Source organism: Ruegeria sp. CF8 (genome assembly GCF_056537285.1).
This window is the reverse complement of the sequence record NZ_JBQFRG010000009.1, coordinates 1-24584: the sequence shown is the minus strand read 5'-3', so window position 1 is coordinate 24584 and position 24584 is coordinate 1. Positions and strand designations below refer to the sequence as shown.

20 protein-coding genes are annotated in these 24584 nt (G+C 56.2%); 14 read left to right on the top strand and 6 right to left on the bottom strand.

Translation table 11 applies throughout. The annotated features are described in order from the left end of the window. Nucleotides 1-86: 86 nt before the first annotated feature. The 3 genes from ACR0EV_RS18430 to ACR0EV_RS18420 form a co-directional block, all read right to left on the bottom strand. Nucleotides 87-851, bottom strand: a complete 765-nt coding sequence (locus ACR0EV_RS18430; protein WP_480801444.1) for a hypothetical protein — start codon at nt 849-851, stop codon at nt 87-89. After that, nucleotides 848-1708 (bottom strand): hypothetical protein, encoded by an 861-nt coding sequence (locus ACR0EV_RS18425; RefSeq protein WP_480801443.1) that lies wholly within the window; start codon nt 1706-1708, stop codon nt 848-850. Before ACR0EV_RS18425 ends, ACR0EV_RS18430 begins: the two co-directional genes overlap by 4 nt. A 354-nt stretch (nt 1709-2062) precedes the next feature. Next, nucleotides 2063-3274 carry a peptidoglycan-binding domain-containing protein gene (locus ACR0EV_RS18420; protein WP_480801442.1) on the bottom strand — a complete coding sequence of 404 codons (1212 nt, stop codon included), beginning with the start codon at nt 3272-3274 and terminating at the stop codon, nt 2063-2065. A 450-nt stretch (nt 3275-3724) separates the two neighbouring features. On the opposite strand from ACR0EV_RS18420, the gene rplK reads away from it, so the two are divergent. The 8 genes from rplK to rpoC all read left to right on the top strand — a co-directional run bounded on the left by rplK (nt 3725) and on the right by rpoC (nt 16107). Next, entirely contained in the window at nt 3725-4174 is a 450-nt protein-coding gene (gene rplK, locus ACR0EV_RS18415) for a 50S ribosomal protein L11 (RefSeq protein WP_010440985.1), read from the top strand. Nucleotide 4175: 1 nt separating this feature from the next. After that, complete coding sequence (gene rplA, locus ACR0EV_RS18410) at nt 4176-4874, top strand: 50S ribosomal protein L1 (RefSeq protein WP_171180094.1); 699 nt, start codon at nt 4176-4178, stop codon at nt 4872-4874. 302 nt (nt 4875-5176) lie between these two features. Then, entirely contained in the window at nt 5177-5590 is a 414-nt protein-coding gene (locus ACR0EV_RS18405) for a hypothetical protein (protein WP_480801441.1), read from the top strand. A gap of 577 nt (nt 5591-6167) precedes the next feature. Next, on the top strand, nt 6168-6686 hold the full coding sequence (rplJ, locus tag ACR0EV_RS18400; protein WP_480801440.1) for a 50S ribosomal protein L10: 519 nt from the start codon (nt 6168-6170) through the stop codon (nt 6684-6686). 80 nt (nt 6687-6766) lie between these two features. After that, on the top strand, nt 6767-7144 hold the full coding sequence (gene rplL / locus ACR0EV_RS18395; RefSeq protein ID WP_152459178.1) for a 50S ribosomal protein L7/L12: 378 nt from the start codon (nt 6767-6769) through the stop codon (nt 7142-7144). 250 nt (nt 7145-7394) lie between these two features. Further along, nucleotides 7395-11531: a DNA-directed RNA polymerase subunit beta gene (gene rpoB, locus ACR0EV_RS18390; RefSeq protein ID WP_480801439.1), complete on the top strand. Its 4137-nt coding sequence runs from the start codon at nt 7395-7397 to the stop codon at nt 11529-11531. A 173-nt stretch (nt 11532-11704) separates the two neighbouring features. Then, nucleotides 11705-11869, top strand: a complete 165-nt coding sequence (locus tag ACR0EV_RS18385) for a hypothetical protein (protein WP_480801438.1) — start codon at nt 11705-11707, stop codon at nt 11867-11869. Next, entirely contained in the window at nt 11866-16107 is a 4242-nt protein-coding gene (gene rpoC / locus ACR0EV_RS18380; RefSeq protein WP_171236018.1) for a DNA-directed RNA polymerase subunit beta', read from the top strand. The genes ACR0EV_RS18385 and rpoC overlap by 4 nt, the downstream gene beginning before the upstream one ends. 313 nt (nt 16108-16420) lie before the next feature. On the opposite strand, the gene ACR0EV_RS18375 is transcribed toward rpoC, so the two are convergent. Then, nucleotides 16421-17650 carry an alpha/beta hydrolase family protein gene (locus ACR0EV_RS18375; RefSeq protein ID WP_480801437.1) on the bottom strand — a complete coding sequence of 410 codons (1230 nt, stop codon included), beginning with the start codon at nt 17648-17650 and terminating at the stop codon, nt 16421-16423. Nucleotides 17651-18007: 357 nt separating this feature from the next. Here ACR0EV_RS18375 and ACR0EV_RS18370 point away from each other — a divergent pair, with 357 nt between their 5' ends. Both ACR0EV_RS18370 and ACR0EV_RS18365 read left to right on the top strand, forming a co-directional pair. After that, nucleotides 18008-18490, top strand: coding sequence for a hypothetical protein (locus tag ACR0EV_RS18370; RefSeq protein WP_480801436.1), 483 nt, complete (start codon nt 18008-18010; stop codon nt 18488-18490). Between the two features lie 87 nt (nt 18491-18577). Beyond that, the gene (locus ACR0EV_RS18365) at nt 18578-19447 is read left to right on the top strand and encodes a DMT family transporter (protein ID WP_480801435.1); all 870 of its coding nucleotides are present in this window, start codon (nt 18578-18580) and stop codon (nt 19445-19447) included. On the opposite strand, the gene ACR0EV_RS18360 is transcribed toward ACR0EV_RS18365, so the two are convergent. Then, entirely contained in the window at nt 19432-20238 is an 807-nt protein-coding gene (locus ACR0EV_RS18360; protein WP_480801434.1) for a putative rhamnosyl transferase, read from the bottom strand. The genes ACR0EV_RS18365 and ACR0EV_RS18360 overlap by 16 nt on opposite strands. 4 nt (nt 20239-20242) lie before the next feature. Beyond that, nucleotides 20243-21049 carry a putative rhamnosyl transferase gene (locus ACR0EV_RS18355; protein WP_480801433.1) on the bottom strand — a complete coding sequence of 269 codons (807 nt, stop codon included), beginning with the start codon at nt 21047-21049 and terminating at the stop codon, nt 20243-20245. A gap of 390 nt (nt 21050-21439) precedes the next feature. Here ACR0EV_RS18355 and rpsL point away from each other — a divergent pair, with 390 nt between their 5' ends. The 4 genes from rpsL to ACR0EV_RS18335 all read left to right on the top strand — a co-directional run. After that, on the top strand, nt 21440-21811 hold the full coding sequence (gene rpsL / locus ACR0EV_RS18350; protein ID WP_005621086.1) for a 30S ribosomal protein S12: 372 nt from the start codon (nt 21440-21442) through the stop codon (nt 21809-21811). 15 nt (nt 21812-21826) lie between these two features. Next, complete coding sequence (gene rpsG, locus ACR0EV_RS18345; protein ID WP_010441203.1) at nt 21827-22297, top strand: 30S ribosomal protein S7; 471 nt, start codon at nt 21827-21829, stop codon at nt 22295-22297. 18 nt (nt 22298-22315) lie between these two features. Further along, the gene (gene fusA / locus ACR0EV_RS18340) at nt 22316-24433 is read left to right on the top strand and encodes an elongation factor G (protein WP_480801432.1); all 2118 of its coding nucleotides are present in this window, start codon (nt 22316-22318) and stop codon (nt 24431-24433) included. 60 nt (nt 24434-24493) lie between these two features. Then, nucleotides 24494-24584: GTP-binding protein (locus tag ACR0EV_RS18335; RefSeq protein ID WP_215675807.1), on the top strand; the 91-nt coding region annotated here is incomplete at its 3' end.

The following is a 24584-nucleotide window of genomic DNA, read 5'->3' as shown; positions in this document are numbered from 1 at the left end:
TTCGAGCAGCGCGGCGTTTGTTGTTTTGACGCCCCAGTTTTCCAACCAGAACAAAGAGAGGTTCAACGGGCAAGGTTTAGTCTGCGCTAGGGTCGACCCGGAATAAGCTCTTGCTCTTGAAGCACTGTCAGAATGTCGAGGATTGTCGAAGGGCTGACGTCAACGGAGCCTTCAAGGAAAACGCCAACACCACCTTCTCCAATCTCGCGCGGGCCACCTTTTTCGTAGGCTGGGTCGAGTGACGCAAGCTCTGCCGGGAGTTCCGGGCACAACGGGGTGTCGTTCAGTGCAAGATCCACTGCTGCCAACATCAACTCCTTCACAGAGTCTAAAGTGTCGTCTTCCAGCAGTTGCTCTCGCTGTTCTTCGGGGGCCGTTAGGGTAAGATCAATAAGCTTGAAATAGGCGCAGTTGTCCCGCACTTCGACAGTCGCTTCGGTGGACAAGCTGGCCAAGATCGCTCTTTTTTCTTCACCGCGTTCAAAGTTGCGTTCACCGGTGCGGCTGCATTCAAAGATCGTGATGGTCACATCCCCATCCAAATCTATTGTTTGGTCTTCGGCCTTAAAGCTCAAGTCATCAAGTCGGACCTGCAGGCCGCAATTGTCGACGATCGCATTATCAGCCAACCGCTCGGGCACAACTTTTTGAACTTCGCGCAGGTCGAGAAGGGCGCCGACCCCGATCCGAGTAGGCGCAGCGGCGGTGAGGTTCAGATCAAGTGTATATGGCAATTCTGTATCGCGAACGGGCAGTGTCGCATCGATGACAAAGTCGACCTGTTGCGCGTCGGGTGCGCGGGCGTCCAGAAAAGATGCCAAAAAGGCGGGGAGAATAAACCAAAATCTCATTCAGCAAACTCCAACACGCCAAGTTCTTTCAGACCTGCAAGGACTTTCACAATTGTCTCGGCACTTACATCCGCCGATCCGACAACAGCAGCCCCTAACCCTCCTGGTGCGATTTCGCGGGTTCCGCCGGATTCGTAGTTCGGATCAAGAACAGAGAATTCCTCGGGCAATGGCGGACAAACTGGATTGGCCGCCAAAAACTCGCCGCCCTTTTCAAGGACCGCTTCGTTGATGCGGTCGGTCAGGCCGAAAAGGTTGGTGACCGCTCCGATAAACCCGCGCGGGCTGAGATCGGCGCTTTCGATGCTGAATGTAAGGCATTGGCCCTTCACTTCTGCCTTAGCGACAGCGACCGCATCTACCGTGGCCCCGAAATACCGAAAGCCCGCTTCTTCGTTTCGCTTGCATCGCGTGAACTGAGCACGGGCCGACCCCTCAACCTTTACAGTTTCGCCTATGGCGGTGACGTCTCGAACCTCGAGATAGATTTGACGCTTACAACTTTCTTCCAGGGGGCCAGTCAAAATCTGGGGCGCCTTTTCCTGCAACCCGCGCAAATCCATGAACGCCCGCAATCGCAGACGGGTAGGGCTGGATTCTTCCAAGCCACCGTAGACGGTGAAGGGAACGGGAATATCGCGCAGTGGAACTTCTTTGGTCAGTTTGACCTGAAAGCGCCCGGCATAGGCGGCAGGATCAATACCTGCCGAGCTGTACGCAGAAACGTTTTGAGACGCGTCTGATTGGGCAACTGTCTCGGATACTGTGCCCTGATCCTGTGCATTGCTGCCGCAACCCGGCAATACAGTAAAAAGAGCACAAATCAGTAGCCCCTTGCTTCGTCGAGATGATGCCATCCCAGACTGCCCCTTCTCTAACAAAGTTGTCTAAAGATACCTGTCGGCGACACTTAATCAATATAAGTATCTGAATTCCTTTTGCTTAGAATGCAAATACAGGCGTTTGCGTCTTATCCGAGTGAAAAACGGTTGATCATTGGTTTTCACCGACCTCTTTCCAACGTCTCTGGTCCGGTATCTTTGTCGATGTCATGGCCGTCAGAAAACCTCTCTGTCGGAAAGAAACTTGGATCAATCTGAGCTCTGCTTTGTGCGCTAAGCTGAAGGCAAATGTAAAACGCCGCAAAGCTACAGGCTTCGCGGCGTTCTTTGACAAAAACCTTCAGGTTTATAAGACTTTGCTCAACCGGATTATTGGGCCTGAACCATTGCTGCTCGCAACAGTTGAGGGCGGTCGGTCTGGGACGGTAGGAACACAGCTTGCGATCCGGCGTCGAGTGCTGAAAGGCTCGCATCGTACCACTGCATCGCAAGATCGCGGCGCTCCTGTACCCCGAAGCCCTCGCGCAGGTGGTGACCAATCAACTCGCCGTAGGCGGGTTCACCCATTGCAACCAGCATCAGAGCAGATCCAACTGCGGAATCCATGTTGTCCTGACGGTAGCCAATGGCAAGGCATACCTTGCTTGTCGCGGCTAGATCTTCGGGGCTCAGCCCAGAGTCTAGTGCAAGCTTGCGCATCTGTGTTTCTGCCTCTGTTTTCGAACTGATCGACAGCGCGTCAACTTGTGGCGCCAACATGTCACCATACGAGTCGCATTGGGCGCTGACCTGATCCGGCGTCAGCCCCTGAATGTCCTGCATCAGATCTTCGCCGCGCGCCATCGCGTAGCTACGTGCGAGGCAAAACTGTTCGCTGAGCGCAAAGTCAGGGTCGGACATGTTCGACAGAGTTGTGTAGCCACCATTGGTTGATGTTTGCAGCATGACACCACTGCAGCGATTGGCCAGCGATGGGCCGCCGGTCCCTCCGGAAAACAGAGTGGGCAGGCTGGCAGACTGTGTTGCGGCAGCGGTCGTCTCTGGCTCGGCTTCCTGAGGCGTAGCAACCGGTGTAGTCGGTGCTGGCGTTTGAGGTGCTGCAGCCACGGCAGATCCGCTGTGGAGTTTTTGGCGGTACGCCATTAGGAGCGGCTGACCCGAAAGTTGCATAGTGGCCTGTCCGCCGCTTGTCGCCCAGTAATAGGCTTGCATCAGAAAGTCGTACTGATACGGCTGGAAGTCATACCCGTTCACGGGATAACCCATTGAAGCCTGATAGCGTTCGATCGCTGATCGGGTGCCGCGGCCGACCTGACCATCGACACGTCCAGCATTGTAGCCGAAATAGTTGAGTGCAGTTTGGGTTTGCGCCCCTTGTGTGGTCGACGGAATGCCCGGTCGATATGTCCGGGTAGATGTCCGTGCTTTCTTCTTCTGCTGGTCCTTGCCGATCGCGTATCCCACGACCCCGCCGACAACGGCTCCGCCGAGGAAATCACCGGCGTCTGCTTGGGCTGTCTGAGGTGTGTATGCAGCGAAAGAGAAGGCGATGACCAGTGTTGCTGCTAAACGTAAAATCATAATTAACCTCCACCAGAAATAAATATTTTCACAGAGTATAGCACAGCCAAGGCACGCGCGAGCATCAAAGCTGTTGAAAGGTTGAAGCTCGGTCTGTTTGCAGGGTGGTTTGTGTGTATTGCGGAAGTGTTTTTTCCATACAGTTTAGGTTATTAACACCTTATTGCACCTCGCGCTGCTAAGCGTCGGCAACTTTTGGGGAATGATCGAATAGATCCCGTAATAAGTGCTCCGAGAAGACAGGCCTCGCTCTGTACGCGTAGGGATCGATTCTATGTTTCTGAATTGGCTGGGGCTACTTGCCAAGCATCTCATTCCCCTGTACACGCCGCCTCTATCGTCTTCGGGCGAGATTCTCTCGTGGGAGGATGCTGGGATCGCGATCCCGGACCGGACCACGCAACATAATCCGGGCGAGACGCGTTTCGCCTTAGTTGAAAGGAAAACCAAATGGCCAAGAAGCTTGCTGGTACAATGAAGCTGCAGGTTCCTGCAGGTCAGGCGAACCCGTCGCCGCCAGTTGGTCCGGCGCTGGGTCAGCGCGGCATCAACATCATGGAATTCTGCAAGGCGTTCAACGCCAAGACCGCAGACATGGAGCCCGGCGCTCCTTGCCCGACCGTGATCACCTACTATCAGGACAAGTCCTTCACTATGGACATCAAGACGCCGCCCGCGTCTTACTACCTGAAAAAAGCAGCTGGTCTGAAGCCGGTTGGTAAGCGTAACCGCCCCCGCGGCGCGGAAAACCCAGGTCGTGAGACCGTGGCAACCGTGACCAGCAAGCAGGTTCGCGAAATCGCCGAAGCCAAAATGAAAGATCTGAACGCCAACGACGTCGAAGGCGCAATGCAGATCATCCTGGGCTCGGCCCGCTCTATGGGCATCGAGGTGAAGTAAGATGGCAAAACTCGGTAAACGTACCCGCGCTGCGCGCGAAGCTGTCGCCGGCAAGGAAAACCTGTCGGTTGAAGAAGCTGTTGCTCTGGTCAAGGGCAACGCAACCTCGAAATTCGACGAGACCATCGAAATCGCGATGAACCTAGGCGTTGACACCCGTCACGCAGACCAGATGGTTCGCGGTGTTGTCGGCCTGCCGAACGGCACTGGTAAAGCGATGCGCGTTGCTGTGTTCGCTCGCGGCCCCAAGGCTGACGAAGCGAAAGAAGCTGGCGCAGATATCGTCGGCGCAGAGGACCTGATGGAAACCATTCAGGGCGGCACCATCGAATTCGATCGCTGCATTGCCACCCCGGACATGATGCCGATCGTTGGCCGTCTGGGTAAGGTTCTGGGCCCCCGCAACCTGATGCCGAACCCCAAAGTCGGCACCGTGACCATGGACGTGAAAGCGGCCGTGGAAGCAGCCAAGGGCGGTGAAGTTCAGTTCAAGGCGGAAAAAGGCGGCGTTGTGCACGCTGGCGTTGGCAAAGCGTCGTTTGACGAAGCCAAACTGGTAGAAAACGTACGCGCCTTTGTCTCGGCTGTTGCCAAGGCAAAACCGTCGGGCGCCAAAGGCACCTACATGAAGAAAATCGCACTGAGCTCGACCATGGGCCCGGGCGTGACGCTGGACGTTGCGGAAGCTTCGGGCGAATAAGTCCAGGCGCTCAGCTTTTAAGAATTGATCCCGGGTGGTGCGAACTGCCCGGGATTTTTTTTGTCTTGTTTTTTTCTAAGCCCAATCCATGCATCGACAGACAGCCCAGCAGCAAGTGTTTTGCGCCCATGCCTAGTCCTTCACACTATCGGTCTTTTATGCAAACAATACAGGTGCAAGGGTAAAGACTGGTTTTGAGTTGGTAGCCCAAAAACTGCCGTAATTCTCAGATAGCGAACAGAGAAATGATTTTCAGCCAGATGGGATTATAGGCCTGTCAGTTGACATACTTGGAGAACACAATGTGTGGATATTGCGCACGGACATTGAATCCTGATCTCATTGAGCAAATGAAAGACGAACTGCCCGGCACGGATGCCACCACAGACACTGTAAACACGTCTGCAGGCCCAGCTTTGGTAAACGCGTTCGCGGCGGTTGCGAGTGGTGGGTTGAAAATTGTGGACATAGGAGTTTCATTCCAATCCACAGAAGGGGCGCTGTCTACGGGTGTTGGGGCTCGTGATGACGCATTCGTTTTTACGGCTGCCGTGTCAGCGGATGACAGTGGCGCATTGGCTAATTGGGTTGGTCGCGGTTTACCCAACTTAGCCGATCAGGGATCTCTATCAATGTCGTTGCAATCCACAGATACTCCTGAACCGGAGTTTTGGACGTTATCTCTTGCCTCATCGCTTGAAGATTGGCTTTCTTGACCCGGGATTGATCGAAAGCTCATGGTAAGAAGTTAACGCCGAGACAATTTTTTACCGTAAAGTCGGCGCACTTGACCGGTGTCGATCCGATTTAGTCAATCAAAAAAATCGTTTTCCATTCACTCTGCGAAAGATGCAGGATTTCGCTAAGGGTCATCACAGGCACCCGAGTTTGTATGGCGTTTCCAACCGGTGTTGATGGCGACGTGTTTCCTTTGCCCGTCATCGCCGAACCTAGAAGCCACAGGGAGGTAAACTTGCCCGGTTTAACGAATGTGAAAGTGCGCTTGCAATTGACGCAATTTACCCCTTGGAAACCCCGACTATCTGCCCTAAGTAGACCTGCGGAATAAAGCGTGCGATTCGTCGTGCGCTTTCTTTCGTTTCGTCCAAGACGGTGGGTGGGTCCATCTGGCCCCTTAATTCCCTGCCTGAGACGGGTAAGACCAAAGAATTCTGAGGGTCCCACCCTCGGGCGCATTTTGGCCAATCCCGTAATAACGGACCTGAACGCCGGAGCGAAAGCTGCGGCAAATATGAGCCGGGGTGAGGTATCGCCCCTAACTTGGAGAGAACTGTGGATAGAGCCCAGAAAGAGAAAGTGGTCGAGGAACTCGGCCAAATCTTCGAAAGCTCTGGCGTCGTAGTGGTTGCTCACTACGCCGGTCTGACAGTTGCCGAGATGCAGGACCTTCGCGCACGTGCTCGTGACGCGGGTGGCTCCGTGCGTGTTGCCAAGAACAGGCTCGCCAAAATCGCCCTTGAGGGTAAGCCGTGTGAAAGCATGGCCGACCTGCTGACAGGGATGACCGTTCTGACCTATTCCGAGGACCCTGTGGCAGCAGCCAAAGTGGCCGAGGACTTCGCCAAGGAGAACAAAAAGTTCGAAATCCTTGGCGGTGCAATGGGCGAGAACGCTCTGGACCGCAAAGGCGTCGAAGCCGTTTCGAAAATGCCGTCTCGCGAGGAGCTTATTGCTTCGATCGTTGGCTGCATTGGCGCACCTGCTTCGAACATCGCCGGCGCGATTGGCGCACCTGCAAGCAACATCGCAAGCATCCTTTCCACCATCGAAGAGAAGGCGGAAGCTGCGTAAGCGGTTGGCACTGAATGATCTGCGTGGGGCATTTGCCCTGACGTTGGAACACACACTGTAAAACGGAAAGAGCTAATACAATGGCTGATCTGAAAGCACTCGCAGAAAGCATCGTGGGTCTGACCCTGCTGGAAGCACAAGAACTGAAAACCATCCTCAAAGACGAGTACGGCATCGAGCCCGCAGCTGGCGGCGCCGTAATGGTCGCAGGCGCAGCTGGCGATGCCGGCGGTGCAGCTGAGGAAGAAAAAACCGAATTCGACGTCGTTCTGAAGAACGCCGGCGCTTCGAAAATCAACGTCATCAAAGAAGTTCGCGGCATCACCGGCCTGGGCCTGAAAGAAGCCAAGGAACTGGTCGAAGCCGGCGGCAAGATCAAAGAAGGCGTGGACAAAGCAGAAGCAGAAGACGTCAAAGCCAAGCTGGAAGCAGCTGGCGCCGAAGTCGAGCTGGCCTAAGCTTAGTCTCAGGTGCATCGCTGATGCGCCGAAAAATTTGGCTGGGTCCGGAGAAATCCGGGTCCAGCCGAACCTGTCTTAGAAAGGGCCTCAACGCGTGGGGCGTTTTCTAAGACACGGTTTTCGGATCGGGAGGCCGCCTTCGGGACGGTGGCCATGAATTGATCCGGACGTGTTGTCTCGATTGTGCAAGATGCCGGGGCCCGACGGTGTCTTTGCCCGCTGAGAACATCGAAAGGTGACATCTGACATGGCTCAAACGTTCCTTGGCCAGAAACGTCTTCGTAAATACTACGGCAAAATCCGCGAAGTGCTGGAGATGCCGAACCTTATTGAGGTACAGAAATCTTCTTATGATCTTTTCCTGCGCTCCGGCGATGCAGAGCAGCCCACAGACGGCGAAGGCATCAAAGGCGTGTTCCAGTCGGTTTTCCCGATCAAGGATTTCAACGAAACCTCCGTTCTGGAATTCGTGAAATACGATCTGGAAAAACCCAAATACGACGTCGAAGAGTGTATGCAGCGCGACATGACTTACAGCGCGCCGCTGAAGGTCACTCTGCGTCTGATCGTGTTTGATGTCGACGAGGACACCGGCGCGAAATCGGTAAAAGACATCAAGGAACAGGATGTCTTCATGGGCGATATGCCTCTGATGACGCCGAACGGCACCTTTGTCGTAAACGGGACCGAGCGTGTAATCGTATCCCAGATGCACCGCTCGCCCGGTGTGTTCTTTGACCACGACAAAGGCAAGACCCACTCTTCGGGCAAGCTGCTGTTTGCCTGCCGCATCATCCCGTATCGCGGCAGCTGGCTGGACTTTGAGTTCGATGCCAAAGATATCGTTTTCGCCCGTATCGACCGTCGCCGTAAGCTGCCTGTGACCACCCTGCTGTACGCGCTGGGTCTGGACCAGGAAGCGATCATGGACGCGTATTACAACACCGTGTCCTACAAGCTGGACAAGAAGAAGGGCTGGATCACTCCGTTCTTCCCCGAACGTGTGCGTGGTACACGCCCGACCTATGATCTGGTCGACGCCAAATCCGGTGAAGTGATTGCCGAAGCGGGTAAGAAAGTTACCCCGCGCGCGGTCAAAAAACTGATCGACGAAGGCACCGTTACCGACCTTCTGGTTCCGTTCGATCACATCGTTGGCAAATTCGTCGCCAAGGACATCATCAACGAAGAAAACGGCGCGATCTATGTCGAAGCCGGTGATGAGCTGACCTTGGAATATGACAAAGACGGCGACCTGATTGGCGGAACTGTCAAAGAACTGATCGATGCGGGCATCACCGACATCCCGGTTCTGGACATCGACAACGTCAATGTTGGTCCGTACATGCGCAACACCATGGCTCAGGACAAGAACATGAGCCGCGAAACCGCGCTGATGGACATCTATCGCGTCATGCGTCCGGGCGAGCCGCCCACCGTCGAGGCTGCGTCGGCACTGTTCGACACGCTGTTCTTCGACAGCGAGCGTTATGACCTGTCCGCCGTTGGCCGCGTGAAGATGAACATGCGTCTGGCTCTGGATGCGCCGGACACCCTGCGTACCCTGCGCCGCGAAGACATCGTGGCCTGCATCAAGGCGCTGGTGGAACTGCGTGACGGCAAAGGCGACGTGGACGATATCGACCACCTCGGCAACCGTCGTGTGCGCTCGGTCGGCGAACTGATGGAAAATCAGTACCGCGTTGGCCTGCTGCGCATGGAGCGCGCGATCAAAGAGCGTATGTCGTCGGTCGAGATCGACACCGTCATGCCTCAGGACCTGATCAACGCGAAACCGGCAGCGGCTGCTGTCCGCGAATTCTTCGGCTCGTCGCAGCTGTCGCAATTCATGGACCAGACCAACCCGCTGTCGGAAGTCACCCACAAACGCCGTCTCTCGGCGCTTGGCCCCGGTGGTCTGACACGTGAGCGTGCGGGCTTTGAGGTGCGCGACGTACACCCGACCCATTATGGCCGGATGTGCCCGATCGAAACGCCGGAAGGCCCGAACATTGGTCTGATCAACTCGCTGGCCACTTTTGCCCGCGTGAACAAGTATGGCTTCATCGAAACACCGTATCGAGTTGTCAAAGACGCCGAGGTGACCGATGAGGTTCACTACATGTCTGCGACCGAAGAAATGCGTCACACCGTGGCGCAGGCGAACGCGACCTTGGATGCGGATGGCAAGTTCATCAACGATCTGGTGTCGACCCGTCAGGCCGGTGATTACACGCTTGCCCCGCGCGAGAATGTTGACCTGATCGACGTGTCGCCGAAACAGCTGGTCTCGGTCGCCGCATCGCTGATCCCGTTCCTTGAAAATGACGACGCCAACCGCGCTCTGATGGGCTCGAACATGCAACGTCAGGCGGTTCCGCTGCTGCGCGCCGAAGCGCCGCTGGTCGGTACCGGGATCGAGGAAAAGGTTGCGATCGACTCGGGTGCTGCGATTCAGGCGAAACGCGCCGGTATCATCGACCAGGTCGATGCCCAGCGTATCGTTATCCGCGCCACCGAAGATCTGGAACTGGGCGACGCTGGCGTTGACATCTACCGTCTGCGCAAATTCCAGCGTTCGAACCAGAACACCTGTATCAACCAGCGTCCGCTGATCAAGGTGGGTGACACCGTCCAGAAGGGCGAAGTCATTGCCGACGGTCCGTCGACCGATATGGGTGAACTGGCCCTTGGTAAGAACGTGGTCGTCGCGTTCATGCCGTGGAACGGTTACAACTACGAAGACTCGATCCTGATCTCGGAACGTATCGCGCGTGACGACGTCTTTACCTCGGTCCATATCGAGGAGTTTGAAGTCGCTGCCCGTGACACCAAGCTGGGTCCGGAAGAAATCACCCGCGACATCCCGAACGTCGGTGAAGAAGCGCTGCGCAACCTCGACGAGGCGGGCATCGTTTACATCGGTGCGGATGTTGAGCCGGGCGATATTCTGGTCGGCAAGATCACTCCGAAGGGCGAAAGCCCGATGACCCCGGAAGAAAAGCTGCTGCGCGCCATCTTTGGCGAGAAAGCATCTGACGTGCGCGACACATCGCTGCGCGTGAAGCCGGGCGATTACGGTACGGTCGTTGAGGTCCGCGTCTTCAACCGTCATGGCGTCGAGAAAGACGAGCGTGCGCTGCAGATCGAGCGTGAGGAAGTCGAACGTCTGGCCCGTGACCGGGACGACGAGCTGGCGATCCTTGACCGCAACATCTATGCGCGTCTGCAAGGCCTGATCCTGGGTAAAACCGCTGTCAAAGGCCCGAAAGGCGTCAAGGCAGGGTCGGTGATCACCGAGGACCTGCTGGAAACCCTGACCCGTGGTCAGTGGTGGCAGCTGGCGCTGGAAGGTGAGCAGGACGCACAGATCGTTGAGGCTCTGAACGAGCAGTACGAAGTGCAAAAGCGTGCTCTGGACGCCCGTTTCGAAGACAAGGTCGAGAAAGTCCGTCGTGGCGACGACCTGCCGCCGGGTGTGATGAAGATGGTCAAAGTCTTCATCGCCGTGAAGCGTAAGCTTCAGCCGGGCGATAAGATGGCCGGTCGTCACGGGAACAAAGGTGTGATCTCCAAGGTTGTTCCGATGGAAGACATGCCGTTCCTGGCTGATGGTACTCCGGTTGACTTCTGTCTGAACCCGCTGGGTGTGCCTTCGCGTATGAACGTTGGTCAGATCCTTGAAACCCACATGGGTTGGGCCGCGCGCGGTCTGGGTCTGAACATCGATGAGGCACTGGGTGAATACCGCCGTTCCGGCGACCTGACCCCGGTGCGCGAAGCGATGAAGCTGGCCTATGGCGAGAATGTCTACGAAGAAGGCATCACCGGTCTGGACGAGGATGGTCTGATCGAGGCTGCGGGCAACGTGACCCGCGGTGTTCCGATCGCAACCCCGGTCTTCGACGGTGCCAAGGAAGCAGACGTCAACGACGCGCTGGTGCGTGCGGGCTTCTCGGAAAGCGGTCAGTCGGTTCTGTTCGACGGTCGTACCGGTGAGCAATTCGCGCGTCCGGTGACCGTGGGCATCAAGTACCTGCTGAAACTGCACCACCTGGTGGACGACAAAATCCACGCGCGTTCGACCGGTCCGTACAGCCTGGTTACCCAGCAGCCGCTGGGTGGTAAGGCGCAGTTCGGTGGTCAGCGCTTTGGTGAGATGGAAGTCTGGGCTCTGGAAGCTTACGGCGCCGCCTACACCCTGCAGGAGATGCTCACCGTGAAATCGGATGACGTCGCCGGCCGGACCAAGGTCTATGAGTCGATCGTCAAGGGCGAGGATAACTTTGAAGCGGGCGTGCCGGAATCGTTCAACGTTCTGGTTAAAGAAGTCCGTGGCCTCGGCCTGAATATGGAACTCCTGGATGCGGAGGTTGAGGAGTGAGATTAGCGATGACGTCTGTCGCTCCAATGGCAATTCTGTGTGCGTGCTCGGCTGACTCGAGTTTCGCAATTTCGGAATTGCCCGCTGGATCGACGTCTTTGCTTGGTAAACCAGCCACTCACCAAGTGGCGATTTACCGAGCGACGTCTCGAGCATCTCAACCCGAAGGAATCATGACCGCAATTTCAGAAACATGTGGGTCCAAGCAATTGCTCACGAAAGAAGACGTGGATTGGACGGACGATCTTCACGTCCACGGTGACGGGCCGCGTGGGCCCGTCGACATCACCAACACGTCTACGATCAATTGCCCGGAGCTTGGAAAGGAAATCCAATGAACCAGGAAATCACCAACAACCCGTTCAACCCGCTGACGCCCCCGAAGGTTTTCGACGAGATCAAGGTCTCGCTGGCGTCGCCCGAGCGGATTCTCTCTTGGTCCTATGGCGAGATCAAGAAACCCGAAACCATCAACTACCGGACGTTCAAGCCCGAGCGTGACGGTCTGTTCTGTGCGCGTATCTTTGGCCCGATCAAAGATTACGAATGTCTGTGCGGCAAATATAAGCGGATGAAGTATCGCGGCGTTGTCTGCGAGAAATGCGGTGTGGAAGTCACCCTGCAGAAAGTCCGCCGCGAGCGTATGGGCCACATCGAACTGGCCGCGCCCGTTGCGCATATCTGGTTCCTGAAATCGCTGCCGTCCCGCATCGGTCTGATGCTGGACATGACGCTGCGCGATCTGGAACGCGTTCTGTACTTTGAAAACTACGTCGTCATCGAGCCCGGTCTGACTGACCTGACCTACGGCCAGATGCTGACTGAAGAAGAGTACATGGATGCGCAGGATGCCTATGGCATGGACGCGTTCACAGCGAATATCGGTGCCGAAGCCATACGTGAGATGCTGGCCCAGATCGATCTGGAAGCCGAAGCCGAGCAGCTGCGCGCTGATCTGGCCGAAGCAACCGGCGAACTGAAGCCCAAGAAGATCATCAAGCGTCTGAAGGTTGTTGAATCCTTCCTCGAGTCGGGCAACCGGCCTGAGTGGATGGTAATGACCGTGATCCCGGTCATTCCGCCGGAACTGCGTCCGCTGGTTCCGCTGGATGGTGGCCGTTTTGCGACTTCGGATCTGAACGATCTGTATCGCCGCGTCATCAACCGGAACAACCGTCTGAAGCGTCTGATCGAGCTGCGCGCGCCGGACATCATCGTCCGCAACGAAAAGCGGATGCTGCAGGAATCTGTTGACGCTCTGTTCGACAACGGCCGTCGTGGCCGCGTGATCACTGGTGCCAACAAGCGTCCGCTGAAATCGCTGTCGGACATGCTGAAAGGTAAGCAGGGCCGCTTCCGTCAGAACCTTTTGGGTAAACGCGTCGACTTTTCGGGCCGTTCGGTCATCGTGACCGGTCCGGAACTCAAGCTGCACCAGTGTGGTCTGCCCAAGAAGATGGCGCTGGAACTGTTCAAGCCGTTCATCTACTCGCGCCTTGAAGCCAAGGGTCTTTCTTCGACCGTGAAACAGGCGAAGAAACTGGTCGAGAAAGAGCGTCCTGAAGTTTGGGATATCCTTGACGAGGTGATCCGCGAACACCCTGTCATGCTGAACCGTGCGCCGACGCTGCACCGTCTTGGCATTCAGGCGTTCGAGCCGGTCCTGATCGAAGGTAAAGCCATCCAGCTGCACCCGCTGGTCTGTTCGGCCTTTAACGCTGACTTCGACGGTGACCAGATGGCCGTTCACGTCCCGCTGAGCCTTGAGGCCCAGCTGGAAGCGCGTGTTCTGATGATGTCGACGAACAACGTTCTGTCGCCTGCAAACGGCGCACCGATCATCGTTCCGTCGCAGGATATGATCCTGGGTCTCTACTATGTGACCCTGGAACGTGAAGGCATGCCGGGCGAAGGCAAAGTCTTTGGCTCGATCGAAGAAGTGCAGCATGCGCTGGACGCGGGTGAAGTGCATCTGCACTCTAAAATCACCGCGCGGATCACGCAGATCGACGACGAAGGCAACGAAGTTCAGAAGCGCTATGAAACCACTCCGGGCCGTCTGCGCCTGGGTGCGTTGCTGCCGATGAACAACAAAGCGCCGTTCGAGCTGGTCAACCGCCTGCTGCGGAAGAAAGAAGTGCAGCAGGTGATCGACACCGTCTACCGTTACTGCGGTCAGAAAGAGTCGGTTATCTTCTGTGACCAGATCATGTCGATGGGCTTCAAAGAAGCGTTCAAGGCGGGCATCTCGTTCGGTAAGGACGACATGGTCATTCCGGGTGACAAGTGGGGCATCGTCGATGACACTCGCGGTCAGGTGAAGGACTTTGAACAGCAGTACATGGACGGCCTGATCACTCAGGGCGAAAAGTACAACAAAGTTGTCGATGCCTGGTCGAAGTGTAACGACCGCGTCACCGAAGCCATGATGTCGACGATTTCGTCGTCGGATCGAGCAGAGGACGGGTCTGAGCAGGAACCGAACTCGGTCTACATGATGGCCCACTCGGGTGCGCGTGGCTCGGTCACTCAGATGAAACAGCTGGGCGGTATGCGCGGCCTGATGGCCAAGCCGAACGGTGACATCATCGAAACGCCGATCATCTCGAACTTTAAAGAAGGTCTGACCGTTCTCGAGTACTTTAACTCGACCCACGGTGCCCGTAAGGGTCTGTCGGATACCGCTCTGAAGACGGCGAACTCGGGTTACCTGACCCGTCGTCTGGTGGACGTGGCACAAGACTGTATCGTTCGTGAGATCGACTGTGGCACCGAGCGTGCGATCACTGCCGAAGCAGCCGTGAACGACGGTGAGGTTGTTGCCTCGCTGGCCGAACGTGTGCTGGGCCGTGTCGCTGCTGACGATGTTCTGCGTCCGGGCACCGATGAGGTGATCGTGGCTGCGGGTCAGCTGATCGACGAACGTATGGCCGACACCATCGACGAAGCTGGTGTTCAGTCGATGCGCATCCGCTCGCCTCTGACCTGTGAGTCCGAGGAAGGCGTTTGTGCAACCTGCTACGGTCGTGACCTTGCACGCGGTACCATGGTGAACACCGGTGAAGCCGTCGGCATCATCGCCGCGCAGTCGATCGGTGAACCCGGTACACAGCTGACCATGCGGACCTTCCACATCGGTGGTGTTGCGCAAGGTGGTCAGCAGTCGTTCCAGGAAGCCAACCAGGAAGGCGTTGTCGCGTTCGAGAACCCGCAGATCCTGGTCAATGCCGCAGGCGAAAGCCTGGTCATGGGCCGGAACATGAAGCTGGTGATCAACGACGAACATGGCGAAGAGCGTGCCAGCTTCAAGCTGGGCTATGGTTCCAAGCTGTTCGTCAAAGACGGCACCAAAGTGGCCCGTGGCGACAAGCTGTTTGAGTGGGATCCCTACACCCTGCCGATCATCGCTGAGAAAGCCGGTACCGCGAAATACGTTGACCTGGTTTCGGGCCTTGCTGTCCGCGACGAGACCGACGAAGCAACCGGTATGACCCAGAAGATCGTGATCGACTGGCGCGCGGCTCCCAAAGGCAGCGACCTCAAGCCCGAGATCATTCTGGTCGGTGAAGATGGCGAACCGGTCCGCAACGACGCGGGCAACCCGGTTCACTATCCGATGTCGGTGGATGCGATCCTGTCGGTCGAAGACGGTCAGAAGATCGAAGCTGGTGACGTTGTCGCGCGTATCCCGCGTGAAGGCGCCAAGACCAAGGACATCACCGGTGGTCTGCCGCGTGTGGCCGAACTGTTCGAAGCGCGTCGTCCGAAAGATCACGCGATCATCGCAGAAGCCGATGGTTACGTGCGCTTTGGCCGCGACTACAAGAACAAGCGCCGCATCAGTATCGAACCGGCGGACGAGTCCATGGAGACCATCGAGTACATGGTGCCCAAGGGCAAGCACATCCCGGTCGCCGAAGGGGACTTCATCCAGAAGGGTGAATACCTGATGGACGGTAACCCGGCTCCGCATGACATCCTGTCCATCATGGGTGTCGAAGCGCTGGCGGATTACATGATCGACGAAGTGCAGGACGTCTATCGTCTGCAGGGCGTGAAGATCAACGACAAGCACATCGAGGTCATCGTGCGCCAGATGCTGCAGAAGTGGGAGATCCTGGATTCAGGCGACACCACCCTGCTGAAAGGCGAACATGTCGACAAGCAGGAGTTCGATGCAGCCAACGAGAAGACCCTCTCGCGTGGTGGTCGTCCGGCGCAGGGCGAGCCGATCCTGTTGGGGATCACCAAAGCCTCGCTGCAGACACGTTCGTTCATCTCGGCGGCGTCGTTCCAGGAAACCACCCGCGTGCTGACCGAAGCTTCGGTTCAGGGCAAGAAGGACAAGCTGGTTGGCCTGAAAGAGAACGTCATCGTTGGTCGTCTGATCCCCGCCGGTACCGGTGGCGCAACTCAGGCCGTCCGCCACATCGCGCAGTCGCGTGACAACGTGGTCATCGAAGCCCGCCGGGAAGAGGCCGAAGCCGCCGCCGCTCTGGCCGCGCCGACCTTCGATGATGACATGGTTGGCGATGAGTTGGACGTTCTGGTGGAAACCCCGGAAAGCCGCGAGTAAGCTCGACAGCATAAATTTGAATAAGGCCCTGCAAAATGCGGGGCCTTTTTTCTTGGGTAAGTGTCAATAGCCAGTTCAATGCGGCGATTGCTCGGTTCGCAGTCAAACGGCAAGATTAAGCCCGTAGTTCCAAATGCTGCGCCCTGTTCCAGTAGCCGCAAAGCGACGATTTCTGACATTGGTGCCTGTAAGGGCCGTCCTTACCGGACTTTGGGCTGAACTTAGGCAGATTAGTCAGTGTGTCTGCCAAGCATACATTGACGGCAAACGAAAGGATTGGTTTTCCTGCAGTCTTACGTTTCATGTCGCCAAATTAACGACGATCCAAACTCTCCAGATACGCGTCGGCAACTGGAGCCCAAAGGCCGTGGGCCGCGCTAAGAGCGTGCCCATTTCCACCAGGGACATCAAAGACTACGTACGTTCCTTGACCACCTTTAGCTTTGAATGTCTGAAACCGTTCTGTGGTGTGCGCTATGGAATAAAATGGGTCGTTCTCGCCGTAGAGTGACAGTGTATCGTGGGGGAATTTAGACGCCTGAGTGAACAGTGCGTCATTGATTTCTGCGCCATTGGGACAACGTTCCGCCATCCAGCCACCAACAAAATTGATAACTCCTGAAACTTGTGTTGGTCTGCGGCCTGCATATGCCATCGACAAAATGCCGCCACGCGAAACACCGCTCAAAAGAATTGGATCCGATGAAACGTTGGGCCTTTTTGTGATAGCTTCGACGATATGTTCAAGATCGACAATGGCGCGATCTGCTCCAGCCAGCGACGTGTCAGTGTCACAACTGTAGCCTGTTGTGCGGTCTTCATTAAATCCTTCGTTATACACTCCGTCTGATTTCCCTCTTCCACGTCGCTGAGGGAAAACAACAAAATATCCGCGATCCACAAGAAACTGCGCTACCGCAGAGTCTACGAAGGTCAACTTTGCGATGGCCGGGTTTTTTCCATCTCCCGTCGAGCCGTGATTGACGATAGCAAGGGGATAGGGTCCTGCGCCAACAGGTTTGAAAGTAACAATCTCGAACGAAACAGGTTGGCCGTTTTCAGTAAGTTCAGTCGTGATCCGTTCAAAATTCGCGGAAGTCCACTTCGGCTCGTCGGTATTTTGACCAAATGGGTGCAAAACGGCTTGGGAAAACGCTCCCCCGGCCTGAAAATCGGCCATCAAAACACCTGAGGGCAATTTTCGATAGTTAGCCACAAAGCCGTCACCCAAGACGGTTAGAGTGTTGCCTTCGATCCGCGCCGGATACCTTTGCCAGTCACGATTTATTCCCCAACTTACCATATCGCCATACGCATAAATTACATCAGCATCGCCGTTTGGCTGCACATTGTTCACAACCAATATATGTTTAAGCCGATGGCCCCACAGGCCAGACCATGCTCCGGCGAAGCCGTCGCGGTCAGAAGGAGAAACTGGCTTTATCGCTTCTGGTAAAGGGACTCCGTCATAATCGCGCGTTTGTGCGTTCAATGTCGAAGCGAAGAGGAGCGCGCAAAGACAAAGGATTGGTCGCAGAAGCACCTATCTACCCCTTTTTCTACTGAACGAGACCACGAGCGTAGGGCTGGTTTTGTGGAAACACAATCGTTTGCAAGGCCTAAAGGTCGGCGAGACGGCTTTTGCTCGCCTTTATGTTCGTCTTTAAATTTGGCCCTTTCTCATTCCGGCCAGTTGGGGTCAGGACTCAGGAAGTCCAAGCAATGATTTCGGTTAGCTCATGTCAAAGCGCGCGCGGTTCATATTACTGTCGCAGGTAAGCACGCGATTTTGATCTGGCTTGACCCAACGCACACTTCAATCGCGAAGCCTCGTTCTTGCGGTTCCACACTCTCTAGTTTAGCTCTGGCCTGAGATTTACGTTTGATTTTGAATTGGCTCATGGGCACAGAAAACAACTCTTTCGAAGATCGCGTTGCGCGGATCAAACAGCGCTCGGATGAGAATGCAAGACACGCACCTCGGCCCAGAACCGAGAGCATCTGGCAACGTCTGGCCTATCCCGGTGCGTTTTTGGGGGCCTTTTTGCTGGGAGTCTGTGCTGTTTTTCTGACCCGTTACATTCAATATCAATCCGTTGGTATTCCGGTGCAGCGGCAGGTTGACACGCAGGATTTCGTCAGCCTCGGACTTGCGGGCGGGGCTTGCATCATGGTGATGCTATTTCTGAAGGGTAAACTGCGAGAGTTTGCTGGCGCGCTTACGGTTGGTGCGTTGCTGACGACGTTCACCTTTCACAATCTTGTTTGGAAGTACCCAACCTTTTTTGAACAAACCTACGGACAAGACTGGGTGGATTTTGTCAAAGACACGACCGAGCCGTCCAGTTTGAATCTGTTTGGGACCATTGTTCCCTTCGGCTGACATCCGGGTGCCGGACTCAAGCGATATTGACATCCAAGCCTATAGTTTGGCCAATACAGGCGTTTGCCAGCCCGGAGCCCAGCCAACATGACCCCGAACACCAAAGGTGCCTTGCTGATGATGGGCAGCATGGCCGCGTTTACTCTGAATGATACGCTGGTGAAGATCGCGCTGCAGGATCTGCCCCTGTTTCAGTTGGTGGCCTTAAGGGGTGCCTTGGCGGTTGTTCTGGTCTATTTTCTGGCCCGCTCACTTGGGGCCCTGCATCTGAATTTTTCGCGTCACGACAAATGGCTTGTTGCGTTGCGCAGCCTGACTGAACTGGCGGCCACCTTCTTTTTCCTGACAGCGCTGAAGAACATGCCGCTTGCTAATGTAACGGCCATTCTGCAAGCACTGCCGCTGACGGTAACGCTGGGCGCCGCGTTGGTTTTTTCCGAACAGGTTGGCTGGCGGCGTACCCTGGCGATTTTGGTGGGATTCATTGGCATGGTATTAATTGTCCGGCCGGGCCCGGACGGGTTCAGCATCTATTCTGTCTACGCCTTGATCGCTGTGGCATCGATAACCGTGCGGGATCTCGTCACCCGTCGTATGTCCGCCGATGTGCCGTCGATGGTTGTGACATTGGCAACCTCAGGCTCTATCGCAATTGCTGCGGCGGTTGCCTCGGTGTTTGAAGGGTGGGTTCCGGTTTCGGCCGCAGCGGGATCCTTGGTTGCCGCCGCCGCTATCTTTGTGCTGATGGGCTACCTGTTCAGCGTCATGGTCATGCGTCAGGGCGATGTTGGGTTTGTCGCGCCGTTTCGGTATTCCAGCCTACTTTGGGCGCTGGGGCTGGGTTGGGTCGTGTTCGATGAATGGCCCGACACGGTGACAATGCTGGGTGCTGCGTTGATTGTCGGTGCTGGTTTGTTCACCCTGTTCCGCGAGCGGGCCCGTCAAGGCACAGCGTGAACCCGCCTGACATGGCACTGGTCAATGGCGAAGCGGGATTGAAACTCGACCTCCTGAAGCTGCGAAAGGGGGCTGAGTTCGACATCCGTGCTTCTGGTTCTGGGAGAGTCATTGAACCGATTCAAGCCGCGGACCCACATTGGCTTATCAGGGTGCGTGATCACAGGCATGGCCCGATTGATCCTGTTGTGGGTGAAGTTCATGATCGATTTCCGGTTGCCGCCCTGCACAAACACTCCTAGTCCTGCTGTCATCAACGGGCGATGCACGCGCTTGGCTTGAATGCCCCCAGCATCTGCGCGCGCCAGGTAGCCACAGTTGAAATCTATCGCAACCATGGCTTGGCTTTGAAACAGCCCGGCACTTTCACCCACAGTTCCACGCAGCCGTTCGACGAAATCCACGGCCACCGCATCATCGTCATCATGGCGAAATTGCAGGCAGGGCAGGTCGAGGTTTTGGCGCGCGGCATTCATAATCCCTTGCATAACCTTTCTGTGTCGGCCCGGAGGTTTTGCGACGATACGCGTTTGTTTCAAATCAGCTGTCAGATCATGCAGGCGATCGAAGGCGGGCTTAGGCAAGCACTCACCAATAACGATCAGAAGATGAAAATCTTGATCGGTTTGCCGTTTCAGTCCGGGCAGGGCGATGGCTTCAAACAACCGGAACCGCTCTTCCAGCCGTTCAGGTTTATACAGAAACTGCCGCCGTTCTTCGATGGAAGCGTGCATAGTCTGAAAGCCGCCAACGGCAGGATAAGAAAAACGGCAAAGACCAAGAACCTGCATCGTCTTAGTTCCCCAAAAATGTAGTTTCGAACTCTTTAGGGTCGATCGCGAAGCGTGTGCGCAAATCCTCTGCCTGTTCTGGTGTAAGCGGCAACAGCTCACGCGTGTCCTTGCGGGCATGGTCCGAGTCGTTGAACCCGTGCAGCATGCGCACCCACATCGGTGCGTCGGGGTAGCTGACCACCGGCATGAACCGCGCCAACCTGTTATGCATCCGGTCAAAGATGGTCTTTGCGCTACCACCCTGAACATGCATTCCCAAGCCAACGCCCAGAAGCGACCGAAAAACCTGCGCCACTTGCAGCCCGTGCTCTTCGCACCTCGCGACGTAACCGTGATTGTAGTCTATCGCGACCGACTCGCAGTGCTGCATCAGCCCCGCGTTTTCGCGAATGGCGCTGCGCAGGGTTTCAATGAAATCGACCGAGATCGAGTCATCGTCGTCATGCCGAAACTGAAGACAGGGTTTGTGAGGGTCGGTGCGGGCGGCGTTGAGAACCTCTCTCATCACCTGCTTATGATCGGCTGGATCTTTTTCGATGATACGAACCTGTTTGATCCCGGCGATCAGATCCCGCAACCGATCAGAATAGGGTTGCGGCAGGCAAGTTCCCGTTACAACCAACAGTTCAAAACGTTCGTCCGTTTGCGCGCGAAATCCGGGCAGGGCAAAAGTTTCAAATAGGCGCAAGCGTTCCTCCATCCTGTTGGGCGCATAGAGAAACTGCCTTTGCTCTTCGATTGTTTCGTGGCCTAGCCGAAAGCCGCCAATCGCGGGATAGGAAAAACGGCACAGGCCAATCACTTGCATCTGTCGTCCATCGGCTGGTATTCAGCGCAACTATGCCCCCGCTGTACACCGGTCGCAACAGGGATGAGAGCGCCTTTTGGGGCAATCGGTTAAGTCCCAAACTCCACCGGGTCGCGGTCGTCGGGATAGTGCTGTTGACACTTGGGCCGACTCCCCCTATTACGCGCGTCATCTTGGTGCCGGGGGCCGCCCCGTAGCCGATTCCAGTAATGAGCTGGTCAAGGCCCGGACAATTTTACAGTTCGCGCCCTCTGAGAAACAACCGCGACGTTCACCTCGGAATGGGAACGCTCGTGGGTTTTGCGCTTGTGGACGCACGAACGCAGCGAATTTAGCCGCACGCAGCGCGCGTGCATGTCATGTGTGTTGCAAAACGGGGAAGAAACCGGAATGCCAACTATTCAACAGCTGATCCGCAAACCGCGGCAGCCCAAAGTAAAACGCTCGAAGTCCATGCACCTGGAGCAGTGCCCGCAGAAACGCGGCGTCTGCACCCGCGTGTACACCACCACACCGAAGAAACCGAACTCGGCTATGCGTAAGGTTGCCAAGGTGCGCCTGACCAACGGGTTCGAGGTCATCTCGTACATCCCCGGTGAAAGCCACAACCTGCAGGAACACTCGGTTGTTCTGATCCGTGGCGGCCGTGTGAAAGACCTTCCTGGTGTGCGTTACCACATCCTGCGCGGTGTTCTGGATACTCAGGGCGTCAAAGACCGTAAGCAACGTCGTTCGAAATACGGCGCGAAGCGTCCCAAGTAAGAAGGAGAGGCTGATATGTCACGTCGTCACGCCGCCGAAAAACGCGAAGTCCTGCCTGACGCCAAATTTGGCGACAAGGTTCTGACCAAATTCATGAACAACCTGATGATCGACGGCAAGAAGTCGGTCGCAGAGCGCATCGTTTACAACGCTTTTGACCGCGTTGAGAACAAGGTAAAGCGCGCTCCTGTCGAAGTGTTCCACGAAGCGCTCGACAACATCAAACCGTCCGTCGAGGTTCGCTCGCGCCGGGTTGGTGGTGCAACCTATCAGGTTCCGGTCGAAGTGCGCCCCGAGCGCCGCGAAGCACTGGCCATCCGCTGGCTGATCACTGCTGCGCGTGGCCGCAACGAAAACACCATGGAAGAACGCCTCGCCGGTGAACTGTTGGACGCTGTACAGTCCCGCGGTACCGCCGTGAAGAAGCGCGAAGACACCCACAAGATGGCCGAGGCGAACAAAGCCTTCAGCCACTACCGTTGGTAATTCAGAGGCTTATCAAAAATGGCACGCGAATATCCGCTCGAACTGTACCGTAACTTCGGTATCATGGCGCACATCGATGCAGGTAAGACAACCTGCTCGGAGCGTATCCTGTATTACACTGGTAAATCCCACAACATCGGTGAGGTGCACGATGGTGCAGCCACCATGGACTGGATGGAGCAGGAGCAGGAACGCGGCATCACCATCACTTCGGCTGCGACCACCACTTTCTGGGAACGCACTGAAGACGGTAAAACCGCCGATACCCCCAAGCACCGCCTGAACATCATCGACACCCCCGGCCACGTTGACTTCACCATCGAAGTTGAACGTTCGCTGGCGGTTCTCGACGGTGCCGTCTGCGTTCTGGACGCAAACGCCGGTGTTGAGCCCCAGACCGAAACCGTGTGGCGTCAGGCTGACCGCTACAAGGTTCCGCGTATGGTTTTCGTCAACAAAATGGACAAGATCGGCGCAGACTTCTTCAACTGCGTTCGCATGATCGAAGACCGCACCGGCGCTCGCGCCGTTCCGGTTGGTATCCCGATCGGCGCCGAGTCCGAGCTTGAAGGTCTGATCGACCTGGTCACCATGGAAGAGTGGCTGTGGCAGGGCGAAGATCTGGGCGCAAGCTGGATCAAAGCCCCCATCCGCGACAGCCTGAAAGACATGGCTGACGAATGGCGCGGCAAGATGATCGAAGCGGCCGTCGAAATGGACGACGACGCGATGATGGAATACCTGGAAGGCAATGAGCCCGACGTTCCGACCCTGCGCGCCCTGCTGCGCAAAGGTACTCTGGACATCGCGTTTGTTCCGGTTCTGGGTGGTTCTGCGTTCAAGAACAAGGGCGTTCAGCCGCTGCTCAACGCTGTGATCGACTATCTGCCCAGCCCGCTGGACGTTGTTGATTACATGGGCTTTAAGCCCGGCGACGAGGAAGAAGTTCGTGACATCGCACGTCGTGCCGATGACGCAATGGCGTTCTCGGGTCTGGCGTTCAAAATCATGAACGACCCCTTTGTTGGCTCGCTGACCTTCACCCGGATCTACTCGGGCACCATGAACAAAGGTGACTCGATCCTGAACTCGACCAAAGGTAAGAAAGAGCGCATCGGTCGTATGATGATGATGCACTCGAACAACCGGGAAGAGATCGAAGAAGCGTTTGCAGGCGACATCATCGCCTTGGCGGGTCTGAAAGACACCACCACCGGTGACACCCTGTGTGATGCGAAGGATCCGGTGGTTCTGGAAACCATGACCTTCCCCGATCCGGTGATCGAGATCGCGGTTGAGCCCAAAACCAAGGGCGACCAGGAAAAGATGTCTCAGGGCCTGGCCCGTCTGGCCGCTGAAGACCCGTCTTTCCGTGTGGAAACTGATCTGGAATCCGGTCAGACCATCATGAAGGGCATGGGCGAACTTCACCTGGACATCCTGGTTGACCGTCTGAAGCGTGAGTTCAAGGTTGAAGCGAACATTGGTGCACCGCAGGTGGCCTATCGTGAAACCATCTCGATGCCGGTCGAGCACACCTACACCCACAAGAAACAGTCGGGTGGTTCGGGTCAGTTCGGTGAGGTCAAGCTCGAGATCACTCCGACCGAGCCGGGCGAAGGTTATTCGTTCGAAAGCCGCATTGTTGGTGGTGCCGTCCCGAAGGAATACATCCCGGGTGTCGAAAAAGGCATCCAGTCGGTTATGGACAGCGGCCCGCTGGCTGGCTTCCCTGTGATCGACTTCAAGGTTGCCCTGCTGGACGGTAAGTTCCACGACGTTGACTCGAGCGTTCTGGCGTTCGAAATCGCGGCCCGCATGTGTATGCGTGAAGGTATGCGCAAAGCTGGCGCGAAACTGCTGGAACCGATCATGAAGGTCGAAGTGATCACCCCGGAAGAATATACCGGCGGTATCATCGGCGACCTGACCTCGCGTCGTGGCCAGGTGTCTGGTCAGGAACCGCGCGGCAACGCGATCGCGATCGACGCGTTCGTTCCGCTGGCGAACATGTTCGGCTACATCAACACTCTGCGTTCGATGTCGTCGGGCCGTGCCCAGTTCACCATGCAGTTCGACCACTACGATCCGGTTCCGCAGAACATCTCGGACGAGATCCAGGCGAAATACGCATAAGCGAAGATTTGAGGGAGCTCCGGTCAGGGGCTCCCTTCATTACCGAAAAAGGAGGCCATCATGGCAAAGGAAAAGTTTGAGCGTACAAAACCGCACGTCAACATCGGCACGATTGGCCACGTTGACCATGGTAAAACGACGCTGACCGCAG

Excerpts from the sequence above, each read along its gene's own strand:
- ACR0EV_RS18430 (WP_480801444.1), bottom strand. The coding sequence starts at position 851 with ATGAGATTTTGGTTTATTCTCCCCGCCTTTTTGGCATCTTTTCTGGAC.
- ACR0EV_RS18425 (WP_480801443.1), bottom strand. The coding sequence starts at position 1,708 with ATGGCATCATCTCGACGAAGCAAGGGGCTACTGATTTGTGCTCTTTTT.
- ACR0EV_RS18420 (WP_480801442.1), bottom strand. The coding sequence starts at position 3,274 with ATGATTTTACGTTTAGCAGCAACACTGGTCATCGCCTTCTCTTTCGCT.
- rplK (WP_010440985.1), top strand. The coding sequence starts at position 3,725 with ATGGCCAAGAAGCTTGCTGGTACAATGAAGCTGCAGGTTCCTGCAGGT.
- rplA (WP_171180094.1), top strand. The coding sequence starts at position 4,176 with ATGGCAAAACTCGGTAAACGTACCCGCGCTGCGCGCGAAGCTGTCGCC.
- ACR0EV_RS18405 (WP_480801441.1), top strand. The coding sequence starts at position 5,177 with ATGTGTGGATATTGCGCACGGACATTGAATCCTGATCTCATTGAGCAA.
- rplL (WP_152459178.1), top strand. The coding sequence starts at position 6,767 with ATGGCTGATCTGAAAGCACTCGCAGAAAGCATCGTGGGTCTGACCCTG.
- rpoB (WP_480801439.1), top strand. The coding sequence starts at position 7,395 with ATGGCTCAAACGTTCCTTGGCCAGAAACGTCTTCGTAAATACTACGGC.
- ACR0EV_RS18385 (WP_480801438.1), top strand. The coding sequence starts at position 11,705 with ATGACCGCAATTTCAGAAACATGTGGGTCCAAGCAATTGCTCACGAAA.
- rpoC (WP_171236018.1), top strand. The coding sequence starts at position 11,866 with ATGAACCAGGAAATCACCAACAACCCGTTCAACCCGCTGACGCCCCCG.
- ACR0EV_RS18370 (WP_480801436.1), top strand. The coding sequence starts at position 18,008 with ATGGGCACAGAAAACAACTCTTTCGAAGATCGCGTTGCGCGGATCAAA.
- ACR0EV_RS18365 (WP_480801435.1), top strand. The coding sequence starts at position 18,578 with ATGACCCCGAACACCAAAGGTGCCTTGCTGATGATGGGCAGCATGGCC.
- ACR0EV_RS18360 (WP_480801434.1), bottom strand. The coding sequence starts at position 20,238 with ATGCAGGTTCTTGGTCTTTGCCGTTTTTCTTATCCTGCCGTTGGCGGC.
- ACR0EV_RS18355 (WP_480801433.1), bottom strand. The coding sequence starts at position 21,049 with ATGCAAGTGATTGGCCTGTGCCGTTTTTCCTATCCCGCGATTGGCGGC.
- rpsL (WP_005621086.1), top strand. The coding sequence starts at position 21,440 with ATGCCAACTATTCAACAGCTGATCCGCAAACCGCGGCAGCCCAAAGTA.
- rpsG (WP_010441203.1), top strand. The coding sequence starts at position 21,827 with ATGTCACGTCGTCACGCCGCCGAAAAACGCGAAGTCCTGCCTGACGCC.
- fusA (WP_480801432.1), top strand. The coding sequence starts at position 22,316 with ATGGCACGCGAATATCCGCTCGAACTGTACCGTAACTTCGGTATCATG.